The 15,342-nt window shown below is 63.5% G+C and carries 14 protein-coding genes; 7 read left to right on the forward strand and 7 right to left on the reverse strand.

The window, feature by feature from the left end; genetic code table 11:
- Nucleotides 1–323 precede the first annotated feature (323 nt).
- From F2P46_RS22875 to F2P46_RS22895, 5 genes are all read left to right on the forward strand, one after another.
- Nucleotides 324–965: a TetR/AcrR family transcriptional regulator gene (locus F2P46_RS22875; protein WP_166894497.1), complete on the forward strand. Its 642-nt coding sequence runs from the start codon at nt 324–326 to the stop codon at nt 963–965.
- Nucleotides 966–1,138: 173 nt separating this feature from the next.
- Nucleotides 1,139–1,792: a protein-L-isoaspartate O-methyltransferase gene (locus F2P46_RS22880; RefSeq protein ID WP_166894499.1), complete on the forward strand. Its 654-nt coding sequence runs from the start codon at nt 1,139–1,141 to the stop codon at nt 1,790–1,792.
- Between the two features lie 12 nt (nt 1,793–1,804).
- Nucleotides 1,805–2,128, forward strand: coding sequence for a rhodanese-like domain-containing protein (locus F2P46_RS22885; protein WP_166894500.1), 324 nt, complete (start codon nt 1,805–1,807; stop codon nt 2,126–2,128).
- Between the two features lie 118 nt (nt 2,129–2,246).
- On the forward strand, nt 2,247–3,605 hold the full coding sequence (locus tag F2P46_RS22890; RefSeq protein ID WP_166894503.1) for a TolC family outer membrane protein: 1,359 nt from the start codon (nt 2,247–2,249) through the stop codon (nt 3,603–3,605).
- A gap of 66 nt (nt 3,606–3,671) precedes the next feature.
- On the forward strand, nt 3,672–5,216 hold the full coding sequence (locus tag F2P46_RS22895) for a hypothetical protein (RefSeq protein WP_166894506.1): 1,545 nt from the start codon (nt 3,672–3,674) through the stop codon (nt 5,214–5,216).
- Nucleotides 5,217–5,244: 28 nt separating this feature from the next.
- Here the strand turns inward: F2P46_RS22895 and F2P46_RS22900 are convergent, their stop codons facing one another.
- Nucleotides 5,245–5,703, reverse strand: coding sequence for a hypothetical protein (locus tag F2P46_RS22900; protein WP_166894508.1), 459 nt, complete (start codon nt 5,701–5,703; stop codon nt 5,245–5,247).
- A gap of 180 nt (nt 5,704–5,883) precedes the next feature.
- On the opposite strand from F2P46_RS22900, the gene F2P46_RS22905 reads away from it, so the two are divergent.
- Entirely contained in the window at nt 5,884–7,026 is a 1,143-nt protein-coding gene (locus F2P46_RS22905) for a sensor histidine kinase (RefSeq protein ID WP_166894510.1), read from the forward strand.
- A 53-nt stretch (nt 7,027–7,079) separates the two neighbouring features.
- Here F2P46_RS22905 and F2P46_RS22910 read toward each other — a convergent pair whose 3' ends face one another.
- From F2P46_RS22910 to F2P46_RS37095, 6 genes are all read right to left on the reverse strand, one after another.
- A complete protein-coding gene (locus F2P46_RS22910; protein ID WP_208296739.1) occupies nt 7,080–8,213 on the reverse strand; it encodes a HAMP domain-containing sensor histidine kinase in 1,134 nt (377 codons plus the stop codon).
- Nucleotides 8,214–8,365: 152 nt separating this feature from the next.
- Nucleotides 8,366–8,779 (reverse strand): lactoylglutathione lyase, encoded by a 414-nt coding sequence (gloA, locus tag F2P46_RS22915; protein WP_166894512.1) that lies wholly within the window; start codon nt 8,777–8,779, stop codon nt 8,366–8,368.
- 257 nt (nt 8,780–9,036) lie between these two features.
- On the reverse strand, nt 9,037–11,733 hold the full coding sequence (locus F2P46_RS22920) for a TonB-dependent receptor (RefSeq protein ID WP_166894514.1): 2,697 nt from the start codon (nt 11,731–11,733) through the stop codon (nt 9,037–9,039).
- Between the two features lie 199 nt (nt 11,734–11,932).
- Nucleotides 11,933–12,361: an OsmC family protein gene (locus tag F2P46_RS22925; RefSeq protein WP_187362516.1), complete on the reverse strand. Its 429-nt coding sequence runs from the start codon at nt 12,359–12,361 to the stop codon at nt 11,933–11,935.
- Between the two features lie 109 nt (nt 12,362–12,470).
- Nucleotides 12,471–13,703 carry a sorbosone dehydrogenase family protein gene (locus F2P46_RS22930; RefSeq protein WP_229509419.1) on the reverse strand — a complete coding sequence of 411 codons (1,233 nt, stop codon included), beginning with the start codon at nt 13,701–13,703 and terminating at the stop codon, nt 12,471–12,473.
- A 77-nt stretch (nt 13,704–13,780) separates the two neighbouring features.
- Nucleotides 13,781–14,125, reverse strand: coding sequence for a hypothetical protein (locus tag F2P46_RS37095; RefSeq protein ID WP_208296740.1), 345 nt, complete (start codon nt 14,123–14,125; stop codon nt 13,781–13,783).
- Nucleotides 14,126–14,427: 302 nt separating this feature from the next.
- Between F2P46_RS37095 and F2P46_RS22940 the strand changes: the two genes are divergently transcribed.
- Nucleotides 14,428–15,330, forward strand: a complete 903-nt coding sequence (locus F2P46_RS22940; RefSeq protein WP_166894518.1) for an NAD kinase — start codon at nt 14,428–14,430, stop codon at nt 15,328–15,330.
- Nucleotides 15,331–15,342: the final 12 nt, after the last annotated feature.

A 15,342-nucleotide genomic window follows, 5' to 3' on the forward strand; every position in this document is an offset into this window, starting at 1 on the left:
TAGCTGCTCTGAGGTAGAATTCATGCCGGGCAAGGTGCGTTCGTGTTGAAATTGTGTTTTATGGATAACTCACATTTTATCAATCACTTACGGCATTCTTGCCCTTTTTTATGCAAAATTCAGGCTAACACTGTGATGGATATCCGTCGACGGACGGCGAGCCGACGCGATTCAAGATTCTATTGTTTCGGGCAATCTCCTCATTCAAGTTTCTATTGTTATGTTCAAGGCTCTATTAGGACGCAACAACGACCGCTAAACTTGACGGGGTGAAACCATCGGTCTATATTAATGACTCGCAAGTAAGTTACGGAATAGACCCCATGCAATGTCCCCTTGAGATGAAGCCGCGCTGGGAACGCCGTAAAGACGCGCGTCCCCAGGAGTTGCTCGCCGCCGCCCTCGACCTGTTCGTCGAGCGCGGCTTCGCGTCCACGCGGCTGGAAGACGTGGCCAAGCGCGCCGGCGTGTCCAAGGGCACCCTGTACCTGTATTTCACCAACAAGGAAGAACTGTTCAAGGCCGTCGTGCGCGACACCATCGTGCCCGCCCTGGGCGCGGCCGAAGACATGATCGCCAGCTTCGACGGCAACAGCGCCGACCTGTTGCGCGCCGTCATGATGGCCTGGTGGGAAAACGCCGGCGCGACCAAGTCGTCCGGCATGATCAAGCTGGTTATGGCCGAATCGAACAACTTCCCCGATATTGCTGTCTTCTACCGCGAAGAAGTCATCCTGCGTGGCAGCAGCATGATCAGCGGCCTGCTTGAGCGCGCCGTCGAACGGGGCGAATTCCGCCCGCTCGACGTGTTCCTCACCACCCAGATCCTGATCGCCCCCATGCTCATGCTGATGCTGTGGAAGCACTCGGTCGGCCCCTGCGACATGTCCGAACTCGACCCGGTCGCCTTCATCGATTCCTTCCTCACCATGACGCTGCACGGCCTGCTGCCGCGCGCGCCGTGAGGGCGTCCCGTAGGGCGCCCAGCGCCCGGGCGCCGATTCGGGAGCTTCATTCCCTCTAAACTGCAGACTGTCGCAATTTCTCGCGATTGGGGGCGTCGGATCGTTAAGATGTGTGTTCCGAGGCCGTTCAACGATAAAATATCGGATTATTACTTTTCCTCACCGAGCACAAGATGAATATCGAACAAGCCCGTTTTAACATGATTGAACAGCAGATCCGCCCCTGGAACGTGCTGGACCAGGACGTGCTCGATCTGCTGGTGGTGGTCAAGCGCGAGGATTTCGTGCCGGCCACCTACAAGACGCTGGCCTTTGTCGATACCGAAATCCCCCTGCCGGGCGGTGAGGCGATGTTCACGCCGAAGATCGAAGCGCGCATCTTGCAAGAGGTAGCGGTCAAGAAGCACGAAAATGTGCTCGAAGTCGGCGCCGGCTCCGGCTACATGGCGGCCCTGCTGGCGCACAAGGCGCGCCACGTCACCACCGTCGAGATCAATCCGGAACTGAAGGAACTGGCCAGCAAGAACCTGGCCAAGGCCGGCGTGAGCAACGTCACGGTCGAACTGGGCAATGGCGCCGAAGGCTGGGACAAGGGCGCGCCGTTCGACGTCATCGTCATCTCGGGCGCGCTGGAATCCCTGCCGGAAGTGTTCTTGAAGCAGGTTAAGGTCGGCGGGCGCATCGCCGCGATCATTGGCCAGGCTCCGGTCATGTCAGCGCAGGTGATCACGCGCGTGTCCGAGACCGCGTACGACACGGTCAAGGTGTTCGAGACCAACGTCAAGATGCTGTCGACGTCGGTCAAGTCCTCGCATTTCACGTTTTAAGGCGGGGCCGGCATGCAGCAAATGACCGCCCCCGAGTTGGCCGCCTGGCTGGCCGACCCCGCGAGAGAGCGCCCGCTTTTGCTGGACGTGCGCGAGAACTGGGAATTTGAAACCTGCCAGATCGAGGGATCGACCCAGATCGCGATGAACACGATTCCGGCGCGCATCGAGGAACTCGACGAAGAAGCCGAGATCGTCTGCATCTGCCACCACGGCGCGCGCAGCATGCAGGTCGCGGCCTTTTTGGAGCGCAACGGTTTTACCAGGGTGACCAACCTGAGCGGTGGCATCCACGCCTGGGCGTTGCAGGTCGACAGCACCATGCCCCGGTATTGATGACGCGGTATTGAGCACGACGATTGATCGCGGATAGCGATCACGCGCGGCGGCGGTGTCGGCCACCACCGGGCTGCAAGTTTTTTTAACTTTTTTGATGACTCCAATGGAGAATGCAATGCAGAAACCCCTCATGGCCGTGCTGATCGCCAGCGCATTTTTTTCCTTGAATGCACAGGCGGCGGACCTGATCCAGGTCTACCAGCAAGCGCTGGCCAATGACGCCGCGTTCGCCAGCGCGCGTGCGGCCCTGGCCGCCGGCATGGAACGGGTTCCGCAAGGCCGTTCGACGCTCCTGCCCACTGTGGGCCTGAACGGCAGCATCGTCAAGAACGATGGCGAATCGACGCCGTGGAATATCGGCCAGACCGTCACCCGTCCCGATGGCGGCAAGACGCTGGTCACCACCGGCGGCGCCAACGAGCGCACTACCACCCACACGCTGTCGCTGACCCAGCCGCTGTTTCGCTGGGCTAACTGGCAAACCTACCAGCAGAGCAAGCTGCAGCAGGCCCAAGCCGAAGCGCAGTTCGCCCAGGCCCAGCAAGACCTGATCACGCGCGTCTCGCAAGCCTACTTCGACGTGCTGGCCGCGCAGGATACGCTGGAACTGAGCCGCGCCCAGAAAACCGCGACCACCGAGCAGCTCGCCTCCGCCAAGCGCAATTTCGAGGTCGGCACCCAGACCATCACCGACACTCACGAAGCCCAGGCCGCCTACGACCTGGTGGTGGCGCAGGAGTTTGCCGCCATCAACGACCTGGAAAACAAGCGCAGCGCGCTGCAGGCGATCATCGGCAGCGCGCCGACCGGCCTGGCCACGCTCAAGCCGGGCGTGCTGCTGGCCGCTCCCGAGCCGGCCGTGATCGATCCGTGGGTGGCCTCGGCCGAAACCCAGAACTATGGCGTCGTCGGCGCCCAGCTCGGCTACGAATTGTCCAAGCGCGAAATCGAGCGCACCCGCGCCGGCCATTATCCGACGCTGGACCTGACCGCCAACATCAGCCGCCAGAACGTGACGGGCCAGACCCAGCAGTCGGGCAGGAGCGACAACAAGGGCATCGGCATCGCCTACAACGTGCCGATCTTCAACGGCTTTGCCGTCACCAGCCGCGTGCGCGAAACCATCGCGCTCGAAGACAAGGCCCGCAACGACCTCGAAGCGACCCGCCGCAACGCCGCCAACGTCGCGCGCCAGGCCTTTTTGGGCGTGAACAGCGGGCTGGCGCAGGTCAGGGCGCTGCAGGCGGCGGAAGTGTCGGGCAATTCGGCGCTCGAATCGAACAAGCTCGGCTACCAGGTCGGCGTGCGCATCAATATCGACGTGCTCAATGCCCAGCGCCAGCTGTATTCGACCCGGCGCGACCTGTCGCGTGCGCGTTACGACACCATCCTCAACGGCCTGCGCCTGAAATCGGCGGCCGGTTCGCTGCGCGAAGCGGACCTGGTGCCGGTCAACGACTTGCTGGTCAAGTAAGCGCGCCGCAGGGCGCGGCAGCGGGGCGGAACGTCGTTCCGCACCCGCCTTTCGCACAGGACACGCATGACCGCACAGGATGTACACGCGCAGCGCCGCGTCGACAACTACGCCGCCCTGGTGCACAGCATCGATGCGCGCTTCAACGCCCTGGCCGGTCCCGTCTTCCGGACCGATGCCGCCGGCCTGTACGACGCTTACCTCGCCTCCTTCACCGATCCCGACGTACGCCAGCAGCACAGCTGCAGCTGCTGCCGCACCTTTATCGAGCGTTTCGGCGGCCTGGCGACGGTGGGCGACGACGGCGCGCTGGTGCCGGCCCTGTGGGATCCGGCCACGGCGCCGGCGCCTTACCGCGCCGTGGTGGCCGCCTTGCAGCAAAGAGTGAGCCAGGCGCGCATCACGATGCTGTTCCTGTCGGAACAGACCATGTATGGCATGCCGGCCAGCGGCCCCTGGCAGCACCTGGCCATTACCCCGGCCACGGTGTTCGAGAGTAGCGGCCTGCACAACGCCTGGCAGACGGCCTGCGCCAGGCGCGAAGCGTTCGCCTCGGTGCGGCGCGCCTTGCGCCAGTACAGCGCGCCGGTCTGTGCGACGGCGCTGCAGTTGCTCAAGGAGAATCTTCTGGACAACCCGGCGGCGGTGCTCGGCCAGGCCCAATTCCTGGTCGACCTGCATGCCGCGCACGCCGCCGGCCAGCAGCAACAGGACAATCTGCGCTACCGCATGGTGGCACGGGCGCCGATGGGTTTTTGCCATCCGCGCTCGAGCATGATCGCCACCTTGCTCGACGATATCGTCGCTGGCAAGCCGGTCGGGGAGGCTGCCGCCAGCTGGAACGCGAAGATGGATGGCTTGCGCTATCAGCGCCCGCAGGTGGCGCCGACACCGGGGGCCATCAAGGCGGCCAGGATTGCCTTTGCGAAGCTGGGCGCGTTTCCCGCGCTGCAACGCCGCTTCGCCACCATGGACGACATCCAGGAAGCCGTATGGCGGCCGCACCCGCACTACGCCGCCCGCGGCCGCGCCAGCGCCGCGCAGCACGGGCCGCACAGCATGACGCTCGACACCTTCCGCCGCACCGTGTTGCCGACGGCCGAGCGCATCGAAATGGCGGCGCTGGAAGGCCGGCAACCGTTCGTCGCGCTCACCTCGGCAGTGCATGCGGATGCCCGCCCGATCATGCAGTGGGATACGCTTGATCAGCGCAATCCGGTCGCCTGGTATTGCTACAACCGGTGCTCGCTGGCCAGCGAATTCAACCTCACGGGCAGCTTTTACGAGGTCATGGCCGTCATCCTGCCGCCCTGGGCATGGGCAGGGCGCAGCCATCCGCAGTATGGCGAACACCTGGCGTTCCTGCTCGAGGATGCGCGCGACCTGTGCGGATGCGAGGGCCATTCCGCGCTGTTTCCGGTGAACCTGAAAAGCGAGCTGCGCGAATTGCGCTCCACCATCGAAGCGTACAGCCAGGAGAACGCACTGGCAGGCCTGGGAAAAAATAGCGTGGCCGGCCTGGCGCTGACCAAGGGCCATCCGTGCAAGTTCGACCTGCGCGTGACAATCGACGGGCAGGTCGGCACGTACCGGATCGCGCGCTGGGACTGAGCCTGCGCCAGCGCGCCGGCCGGCCGCCTCAGGCCTCGCTCTGCGGCAGCGGGAACTCGAAGCAGATCGACCGCACCGGCATGCTGGCGTGCGCCGCCGTATCCCATTTTTTGCTGTAGTCGGCCGTGTCGGCCAGGCCGTCGACGACGACGGTGATTTCGGACGCGTGCCCGCCTTTGAACATGTCCAGCAGCGAGGCGAAGCGCTCGGGCGACTGATGGATGTCGATCACGCACAGCGACTTGTCGCCGACCGCCGTGTACTTGACCCAGCCGGGCGGCTCGGTGGAAGGCAGGTGGGCCGGATTGTGGCGCCGGATCGTCATGCTCCAGGCCGCATGGTTGATCATGAAGGAATCCGAGGCATACATGTTGGGGCCGCCCGTCAGCTCCAGTTGCAGTGCAATCACAGGATCGAGCTCGACGATGCCCTCCTGGCGCAACACGTGGTAGCTCAACCTGCTTTCGAACACTAACTCGGCCGTCATTGCGTCTCCTCTTGAACATGCATCCGGCCATCTTACTCGTTCCTGTTTCCCGCTGTAAGCAACAGTGTGAATAAGCCACACGCGGCGCCCGGGCCGGTCCATCGGTTCCCGTGCGCGGGACGGCGGCCATCGGAAAGCGTAGACTGATGGGAATGCTCTTTTGCGCTCCGTCAGGATCTTATGCGCCTTTCCAAATTCATCAGCGAACATACCGAAGTGATCTTGCAGGAGTGGGAAGATTTCGCCGGCTCCGTGCATGCGCTCACATCGGCCACCAAGGCGCAGTTGCGCGACCATGCCAAAGCCATCCTGGCGGCGATTTGCCTCGACCTCGATACCTACCAGAGCGTGCAGCAAGGGATCGACAAGTCGAAGGGAAATGCGCCTGACGTCGCCGACCAAACAGCGGCCGAGGCGCACGCCGGCGACCGGCTGCAGGCCGGTTTTACGGTCGAGGAACTGATGGCCGAATACCGGGCCTTGCGCGCCAGCGTGCTCAGGCTCTGGCAAAGCCGGGTCAAACATGCCGATGCGTCGGACCTGCAAGACATGCTGCGCTTTAACGAGGCCATCGATCAATCGCTGACCGAATCGCTGGCGCGCTTTTCCGCCATGGTGCGCGATTCCCAGAACGTCTTCCTCGCCATTCTCGGCCACGATGTGCGCAATCCGCTGGGGGCGATCAGCATGGGAACCCAGCTGATCCTGCAAGACACAGCCCTGGCGCCGCGCCACCTGAAGGTGGCGGCGCAAGTGTTGCGCAGCACGCAAAGGGTGAGCGATATCGTCTCCGACCTGCTCGACTATTCCACCAGCCACCTGGGGGGAGGCATTCCGGTCACGCCGGCGCAGTACGAGTTGTCGGCGGAATGCCGCTCCGTCGTGCAAGAGATGAAGCTGTTTCATCAGGAACGCGAGTTCAGGGTCGAGGTCGAGGACGACATCGAGGTATTTTGGGACCGCGCGCGCATGAGCCAGGCCCTGTCGAACCTGCTGGCCAACGCGGTGCAGCATGGCGCGGCGGCCAGTCCGGTCTGGGTGACGGTCAGCCGCCAGGGGAGCGATGTGCTGCTGGTGGTGCAGAACGAAGGCGAGATCATTTCGCCGCGCAGGCTGCGGGTCATGTTCGATCCCGCGAAAAGCTTTGCCATCAAGAGCACCAGCGAACGCAGCGCCAGCCAGATCGGCAATCTGGGCCTCGGTCTCTACATCACGCACGAGATCGTTCTAGCCCATGGCGGCAAGATCTGGGTGAGCTCGACCGAACTCGAAGGGACCACCATCAAGGTGCAGATTCCCTCGGCCGGCAAGGCGACGGTGTAGGTCCCGCTGGCGCGGGCTTGCACCGGGGCCATGCGGCCGCGCGCGGCACGCCATTACGTCGGCATGCTGTTGCGCGGCAGGCTGATGGTAAACACGCAGCCGATGCCGTTCAGGTTATGAACGGTCAGGGTGCCGCCATTCGAGGCCACCGTCTGTTTTGCGATGGTCAGGCCGAGGCCGATGCCGGTACGGTTGGCGCCGGACTGGGAAAACGGCAGGAACATGGTTTCTTCCACCCCGGGAGCCAGGCCGCCACAATGATCCTTGACATCGATCAGGATGCGGCCGCCCTGCGCATACGCGGTCAGCAACACTTCGGTGCCTGGCGCGGTGAATTTGAAGGCGTTCTGCACCAGGTTGGCCACCGCCGCCATGAGCAGCTCGCGCATGCCGCGCACGGCCAGTTCGGGCTCGACCGGAAGGATGCGGAAGGTGCAGCCATACATGACGGCCGACAGCGCGGCGGCGTCGTGAATCTCCTGGATAAACTTGGCCAGGGAAAAGGCGTCCAGGCTTTCCTCGCGCATCCCCAGCACGCGCACATCCTCGATCGAATTGGCGATCATCTTGTCCAGGCTCATCAGGCTGCGCTCGAGAATCGATCCGGTGGCGCCGGCCAGGTTGAGATTGCCCGCTTTTGCCGCGGCGAAGGCCAGCGAGGCGGTGCCCAGCAGATTGCGCAGTTCGTGGGCGAAAAAGCCCATTTGCCGGTTGCTGTGATCGGTATTGCGGGCGTCGTTGAGGCCGTCGCGTTGATAGCTGAATTCCGATACGGCGTCGGAAATGGCGTTGTCCAGGCAGCGGTTCAGGGTACGGAATTCATCGACCGCAAACGGCGCGTCGCGCTCGAAGGCCAGGTCGGTAATTGATTGGCACAGGTCGCCGTAGTCGTGCACCACCTGGTCGATCGACAGGCCCAGTTCCAGCAAATCCTTGCCGTGCTGGGCGGCCGATACGCTCACTTCGGACAGGGCCACACCGCCACCCGCCGGCCCGGAAATGAGTTCGCTCAGGTGCCGTTCGGACGACTGTTCGACGCGCAAGGTCCTGATCAATTGATCGAGAAACATGGGAACGCCGTTTTGCAGTTGCGTTTCCGTCGCTGAACGGCCGGGACGGTTCCCGACCTTGGCGCGGCAACGCGCCGCCAGTTCGTCCCGATGATTCGACAAAAATTCGTGCAACATGACTGTGCTCCATTCCGTACCTGGCTCAGGTAAGCGCCCATATGCGAAGCAATCTTGACGAACTTTTATCGTACAACGAAAACTACCCCGTTTCCATATACTCTAGGTAGCTACTTTCCTGTAACCATATTTGGATGGCGGCGAGGGCCGGCTTACTCGTTCAAGCCGTTCGCGCGCACGCCACCCTTGCGTTCGATCAGTTCGATCTTGTAGCCGTCCGGATCGGTCACGAAAGCGATCACGGTGCTGCCGCCCTTGACCGGTCCTGGCTCGCGCGTGACGTTGCCGCCGTTGGCGCGCGCCGCCTCGCAGGCGGCCACGATGTCGTCGGCCGAAATGGCGATGTGGCCGTAGGCGTTGCCCAGCTCATATTTGTCAACGCCCCAGTTGTAGGTCAGTTCCAGCTCCGCATGGTCCGGATTGCTGCCGTAGCCTACGAACGCCAGCGTGTACTTGTACTCCGGGTTCTCGCTGGTGCGCAGCAAGGTCATGCCCAGCACTTTGGTGTAAAAATCGATCGAGCGCTGCAGGTCGCCGACCCGTAACATGGTGTGCAAAATCCGCATCGTAGTCCTTGGTAATCGAATCAAGCCACGATTCTAAGCGCTCCACCGATTCTCTGCCGGCCGCGTCCGCGTATCAAGCTCAGGCGTTAATGTCGCTAACTTACGCTCCGTCATTCCTGCCATTGGCAGAAATGACTTCCCGCGCAGGAGGCTGTCTCAAAACACTAAAATCACCGCTAGGCGGTAGACTCTTATCCGTCATTCCCGCCAAGGGGGCCGCCCAGGCCGGGAATGACGGCTAAGTGTCTCGGCAAAAATCAGGAACCGAAGTGGTAATTGAACTCCAGCCAGATCTGGCGTCCGACCGGGCTGAAATTGCCGGTTGGGTAGTTCGGCCAGCCGTCGGTGGTGTCGCGCTTGATGCGGTTGTTGACGTTGTTGATCGCCACCGAGACCGTCGCGCGCGGGGTCACCTTGTACACGCTCGACAGGTTGACCAGGGTGGTCGGGGACAGGAATGCGGTCTGCCCCGCATTCGGCACCTTGCCAAAGCGCTGGGCGAACACGGTGTTCGACCAGTTGCCCAGGTTCCAGTTCAGGCTGACGTTGAGCTTGTCGCGCCAGTCGGAGTTGCTCAGTTCGTCCAACTCATCGACCAGTTCGTCGCCGGCAAACTGGCGCGAATTCTTGCTCAGGGACTTGGAGTAATTGCCCTTGAGCGTGAACTTGCCCCAGCTCTCAGTGCGCAGGGCGTAGCGCGCGCTCAGGTCGATCCCGTCGGCGTCCTGGTAGGCGGCGTTGATCGGGTTGACCCGGATTTCGCGGATCTCGCCCGGCTTGTTGAGCGCAGTCAATGGATTACGCGTGATGCGGTTGAGGGTGTCAAGACAGCTTGGCGACGTCAGGTCGCCCTTGACGCGGCAGGCCGCTTCGTCGCGCAGCAAGTTATCGGCGTTCAGGTTGGTGACCAGGTCGTCGATCTTGATGTTCCAGTAGTCGACCGAGACGTCGAAGTCCGCGCTCGGCGACCAGACCGCGCCCAGGCCGTACGATTTGCCTTTTTCGGAACGCAGGTCCTTGCTGCCGGTCTGCACGTAATCGCTGCCCGGCGACACGCTGGCGAACTCGCAGGTCTCGATCGGCTGGCCGGCCTGGGCGCAGCGGTAGTGATCGGTGGTCGAGGAGTAATAGCCGACGCCGCGTGCCTTGAAGATGTAGTTCATGTCGGGCGCGCGGAAGCTGGTGGCGTAATTGCCACGCACCAGCAGCGCCTTGGCCGGACGCCATTCCGCGCCCACGTTGTAGGTCAGCTTGCCTTCGTTGCGGCCGGCGTAGTTGTAGCGGTCGTAGCGGCCGGCCAGGGTCGAGTTCAGGTCGGCCAGCAGCGGCACGCTCGCTTCCACGCCCAGCGCGTAGCGGCGGCGCGAGCCTTCGGTGATATCGCTTTTGGCCAGGGTGTTGAAGACGCCCTGGTTGATGCGCGCATCCGGCTTGTTGGCAAAGCGCTGGTGGCCCGCCTCGGCAATCGTGGCCAGCTTGACCGGGCCGGCCGGCAGTGTGAACAGCTCGCCTGTGGCGACCAGGCTCAGGGTCTGGTTGCGCGAGGTGTCGTCGCTGTCGGCCTGGCCGGTGATGCTGTTGAACTCCTCTGGCGTGAGGCGCTGGGTCAGGCGTGCCTGGTTCGGTGCGTAGATGGCGATACCGTCCTCATCCACACCCAGTTTCGGTCCCAGGAAAAAGCTGTCGATGTTCGCCAGCGCGCGCTGCACATGGTTTTCGCTCTTGTAGAACGAGGCGCTGTAGCCGGCTTCATAGCGCCAGCCGGTCGCGCCGATGTCGCCCTTGGCGCCCAGGCTGACCGAGCTGGCCAGGTCGTCCCAGGTACGGTTGTAGCGCTCCACGCCGCCCATTTCCTCTGGCGAGATGTACTTGGTCCAGGCTTCGTATACGCCGGTATTTTTGTTGAAGAAGTAGCTGTTGTCGGCCGAGGACGAGGTCCAGGTCGGGCCGCGCGTGTTGTTGGCGGTCTTGTTCTGGCCCACCAGGAATTCGGCGAACAGCTCGGTCGTCGGCGAGAGCGCATAGTTCGCGCTGCCGAACAGATTGGTGCTGCGGTTCTTGGTCTGGGTGGTCCAGTAGGTCGGGCTGACCTTGTTGCTGGCGCAGTAGCTGCCTTTGGCGACGGTGTTCTTGAACTGGCTGCCGCCGAACAGGTCGCCCAGCGCGCTGCAGGTGTCGCCGAGGTCAACATATTTGCCGTTGTTGACGTTCTTGCGCGACAAGGTATTGGTCGGCGTGCCCTGGCGCACGGCCATGAAGTCGCGTTGCTTGCTCCACAGCGGTTCGCGGTCCAGCACTTCGAGGCTGAACACGGTGTTGAGCTGGTCGAAACTCTGTCCGCCGCTCACTTGCAGGCGGCTGTCGCCAGCGCCGCCGCGCGAGGTGGTGCCGCGCTTGAGGTTGACGTCGATGCCCTCGGCACGCTTTTTGAGGATGATGTTGACGACGCCTGCGATCGCATCCGAGCCGTACACGGCGGAGGCGCCGCCGCTCAGGATTTCCACCCGTTCCACGATGCTCGACGGAATATTGGCCAGGTTGGTGAAGTTGATCGCGCCTTCGTACGCGGTCGGGAAGTCGGCCAGGCGGCGGCCGTTGAGCAAGATCAATGTGTGGTTCGGACCGAGCCCGCGCAGGCTGATGGTATTGGCCGACGGCGTGAAGGTGTTGCCGGAGTCGGCGCCGGTGGTGACGCCGCTGTTCTGGGCCTGGTTGTTGAGGGCGTCGAACAGGTTCTTGTAACCTTGCTTGGTGATTTCTTCGCCGGTGATGACCACCACGGCGGACGGGCCTTCGAGGCTGGCGCGTGGAATGCGCGAGCCGGTGACCACGACCGAGGTGGGCGGGAACTGGGCGCCGGCCGTTGCGGTTTGCGCATGGGCTTGCTGCACCGGACCGCAGAGCAAGGTGATCGCCGCCGCCAGGGGCGTCAATGTCAAATTCGTGATTTTCATTGAGGTGCTTTATGGTAGTTAAAAATCAATGATACCAAGAAGCAAGCATGCGAAGAACGATTGTTTTTGTGTTTGTATATGCGCAAATGCACAGCGATGGTGCAGGCAGTGCGCAGGGGGAATAAGGTGAGGCGGGGAGTGATGCGGCGCCGTCATTCCCGCCGGGGTTCGCCCTGGCGCGGGAATGACGGGAATACCATTATTCTTCCAGGCGCGCGTCGAGCGTGATCGTCGCGTTCAGCAGCTTCGATACGGGGCAGTTGTTTTTCGCGCGCAGGACCGCCGCTTCAAACGCTTCCTGATTGGCGCCCGGAATGGTCGCCACCAGATTCAGGTGCACGGCCGAAATGGTGAAGCCGTCATCGGTCTTGTCCAGGGTCACGGTTGCCGTGGTCGCCAGTTTTTGCGCGGTCATGCCCGCTTCGCCCAGCTGTCCCGACAAGGCCATGGTGAAGCAGCCCGCATGCGCGGCGCCGATCAGCTCTTCCGGATTGGTGCCCGGGCCATTCTCGAAACGGGTGTTGAACCCGTACTGGGTATTGTCGAGCGCGCCGCTTTGGGTGGAAATATTGCCTTTGCCATCTTTGATGCCGCCACTCCAGACAGCACTTCCTGAACGTTTGATCATGGTGGTTCTCCTTCGATCTGTTTGAATTCAATCAAGCCATCATGCGCTGCCGGCCACGGTCCATCTGTTCGCCAGCGCACGATGCGGATGCGGAAATGCTGCGCCGCAGCTATTTGCCGGTCGGCGTGATGCGCCAGACCGTGTTGCCGACATCGTCGGCGACCAGGATGCCGCCACCCTGATCCACCGCCACGCCCACCGGACGCCCGTAAGCGTGGCCGTCGGCGCTTAAAAAGCCGGTCAGCACGTCTTGCGGCGGTCCGTTCGGCTTGCCATCGGTGAATGGCACGTAGATCAGCTTGTAACCGGAAAAGGGCTTGCGGTTCCACGAGCCATGCTGGCCGATCAGCGCGCCATTCTTGAACGCCGGCATCAGGTCGGCGTTGTAGAACGCCAGCCCGAGCGAGGCCGTGTGCGCGCCCAGCGCGTAATCGGGCGTGAGCGCCTTGGCCACCAGCTCGGGACGCGCCGGTTCGACCCGCGCGTCGACATGCTGGCCGTAGTAACTGTATGGCCAGCCGTAGAAGCCGCCATCTTTCACCGAGGTCATGTAATCCGGCACGAGGTCGTTGCCGAGTTCGTCGCGTTCATTGACGCTGGTCCACAGCGCCCCGCTTTGCGGCTGGAAGCCCATGCCGACCGGATTGCGCAAGCCGCTCGCGAACACGCGCGACTTGCCGTCGGCCGGGTTGAATTCCCAGATCGCGGCGCGGCCTTCCTCCTTGTCGAGCCCGTTTTCACCGGCGTTGCTGTTCGAGCCGACCGAGATATACAGGCGGGCGCCGTCGGGACTGGCCACGACGTTCTTGGTCCAGTGATGATTGATCCCGGCCGGCAAGTCCATCACCTTCACGCCACGGGCGGCGATGTGGGTTTGCCCTTCCTGGTAAGGGAAGCGCAGCAGCGCGTCGGCGTTGGCGACGTACAAGTCGTTGCCCACCAGCGCCATCCCGAACGGCGAGAACAGGCCGTCGAGAAACACCGAGCGGCTCGCCGCCTCGCCGTTGGGGCCGGCGCCGCGCAGCAGGGTGATGCGATTGGCCGACGGCACCGCCGCACCGGCCTTTTTCATCGCGTGCTTCATCACCATGCCGCGCAGGCTGAAGCCTTCGTCGGGCTGGGGCGGTCTATTCGTTTCGGCCACCAGCACGTCGCCGTTGGGCAGCACGTACAGCCAGCGCGGATGTTCCAGCCCGCTGGCGTAGGCCGCCACCGCCAGGCCCTGCGCCACGGCCGGTTTCGCGCCCTTGGGCCAGGGGTCGGCCGGGGCGATGTTCATGGTCGGCAGCATCGAGCGCGAGGGCGCCGGCAAGGCCGGATTCGGGCCGAAGCCCGCCGGCATGGCCTGGCCGTGGGCGCTCAGGGCGGCGCCGGCCAGGCCGATGGCCAGGCCGACTGGCAGGAGCAGGCGCGCACGCCTCATGCCTTGTCCTTGCCCTCTTGCTTGCCCTCGTGCTTGCCCTCGTCCTCGCCCTTGCTCAGGTCGGACGGTTCGTGATGGCGCATGCCGCTGCCGGCGTCGGCCTTGGGCCGGGCCTGGCCGGAACCGCTGGTGGGGGCGACTTCCTCGACGCCGCGCATGCCGTGCATGTCGGTATCGACCAGGCCCTGGGCCAGGTCGTCGGCGGCCTGCTTCATGACGCCGCGCGGTTCCTTGTCGTGGCCGTCCGGCGACTCGTCGCGCTCGTGCGGCAGGCGCTTGGCGTCGTCATCCTGGATCTTGGCGTCGGTGTTGATTTTGCGGTCGTGTGTTTCGGCTACCATGGTACGGCTCCCTGTGGGTGAACTCATTGTGCAAATGGTATCGCTTCGCAGGGGAAGTGGCCGTTCAATTGACTACTACCGTCGCTCCCGCCTGCGCGGGAGCGACGGTAGTGGTGCGGTGCCATGTTTTGGAGAAAGCCAGCTTGCACTTCCCTGCACGCGCGACTTGCCCGCGCGCCCAGTCGCACTTATACTGCGCCACTGTGAATGCATACAGTAGTGCCGCCGATGGCCCTTGTATGGCATCAGCAGGCATTATGGGGTAATCTCCTGCGTGTCGCCCCTCAACCGCCGAGAAGTCTATGCCCGCTACGCCTCAATTGCAAAAAACCATCGCGCTGGTCGTGCGGCCGAACACGGTCGGCATCGACGAGCCGGTCGGCCGCCTGCTGGCCTTTTTGCAGGGCGCCGGCTACCGCGTGGTGCTGGAAAGCGAAACCGCGGCCCATCTCGGCCTGCCCGGCATCGAGGCGATGAGCGTGGGCGGCATCGGCGCGGCGGCCTGCGCCGTCATCGTCATGGGCGGCGACGGCACCATGCTCGGCATCGCGCGCCAGCTCGCGCCCTTCGATGTGCCGCTGATCGGCATCAACCAGGGGCGCCTCGGCTTCATGACCGATATTCCCATCGAGCGCATGATCCCGGTCGTCGGCGACATTCTCAGCGGCAAGGCGCGCGCCGAAAAACGCACCCTGCTGGAGGGGCGCGTCCTGCGCGACGGCGCCATGATCGCCTGCGGGCTGGCGGTCAATGATGTGGTGGTGGCGCGCGGCGCCGGCGCCGGCATGGTCGAGCTGAAAGTGGCGGTGGACGGCAATTTCATGTACAACCAGCGCTCCGACGGCCTGATCATCTCCACCCCCACCGGATCAAGCGCGTACGCGCTCTCGGCCGGCGGCCCGCTGCTGCATCCGAGCCTGGGCGGCATCGTGCTGGTGCCGATCGCCCCGCACGCCTTGTCGAACCGGCCGATCGTGGTGCCCGACAGCAGCGAAATCGTGATCGAGATCGTCGGCGGGCGCGACACCAGCGTCAACTTCGACATGCAGACCTTCGCCAGCCTCGCGCATGGCGACCGGATCGTCATCTCGCGTTCGCCCAACCACATCACCTTCCTGCATCCGGAAGGCTGGAGCTATTACGACACCCTGCGCGAAAAATTGCACTGGAACGAATATCCGTCGGGCGAGGGCAAGCTGCGCTAAGGCGCTGTCCCG

Source organism: Massilia sp. CCM 8734 (genome assembly GCF_011682155.1).
Lineage (GTDB): Bacteria > Pseudomonadota > Gammaproteobacteria > Burkholderiales > Burkholderiaceae_D > Telluria_A > Telluria_A rubra.

Excerpts from the sequence above, each read along its gene's own strand:
- F2P46_RS22895 (WP_166894506.1), top strand. The coding sequence starts at position 3,672 with ATGACCGCACAGGATGTACACGCGCAGCGCCGCGTCGACAACTACGCC.
- F2P46_RS22905 (WP_166894510.1), top strand. The coding sequence starts at position 5,884 with ATGCGCCTTTCCAAATTCATCAGCGAACATACCGAAGTGATCTTGCAG.
- F2P46_RS22910 (WP_208296739.1), bottom strand. The coding sequence starts at position 8,213 with ATGTTGCACGAATTTTTGTCGAATCATCGGGACGAACTGGCGGCGCGT.
- F2P46_RS22920 (WP_166894514.1), bottom strand. The coding sequence starts at position 11,733 with ATGAAAATCACGAATTTGACATTGACGCCCCTGGCGGCGGCGATCACC.
- gloA (WP_166894512.1), bottom strand. The coding sequence starts at position 8,779 with ATGCGGATTTTGCACACCATGTTACGGGTCGGCGACCTGCAGCGCTCG.
- F2P46_RS37095 (WP_208296740.1), bottom strand. The coding sequence starts at position 14,125 with ATGGTAGCCGAAACACACGACCGCAAAATCAACACCGACGCCAAGATC.
- F2P46_RS22890 (WP_166894503.1), top strand. The coding sequence starts at position 2,247 with ATGCAGAAACCCCTCATGGCCGTGCTGATCGCCAGCGCATTTTTTTCC.
- F2P46_RS22880 (WP_166894499.1), top strand. The coding sequence starts at position 1,139 with ATGAATATCGAACAAGCCCGTTTTAACATGATTGAACAGCAGATCCGC.
- F2P46_RS22885 (WP_166894500.1), top strand. The coding sequence starts at position 1,805 with ATGCAGCAAATGACCGCCCCCGAGTTGGCCGCCTGGCTGGCCGACCCC.
- F2P46_RS22875 (WP_166894497.1), top strand. The coding sequence starts at position 324 with ATGCAATGTCCCCTTGAGATGAAGCCGCGCTGGGAACGCCGTAAAGAC.
- F2P46_RS22925 (WP_187362516.1), bottom strand. The coding sequence starts at position 12,361 with ATGATCAAACGTTCAGGAAGTGCTGTCTGGAGTGGCGGCATCAAAGAT.
- F2P46_RS22930 (WP_229509419.1), bottom strand. The coding sequence starts at position 13,703 with ATGCCGGCGGGCTTCGGCCCGAATCCGGCCTTGCCGGCGCCCTCGCGC.
- F2P46_RS22940 (WP_166894518.1), top strand. The coding sequence starts at position 14,428 with ATGCCCGCTACGCCTCAATTGCAAAAAACCATCGCGCTGGTCGTGCGG.
- F2P46_RS22900 (WP_166894508.1), bottom strand. The coding sequence starts at position 5,703 with ATGACGGCCGAGTTAGTGTTCGAAAGCAGGTTGAGCTACCACGTGTTG.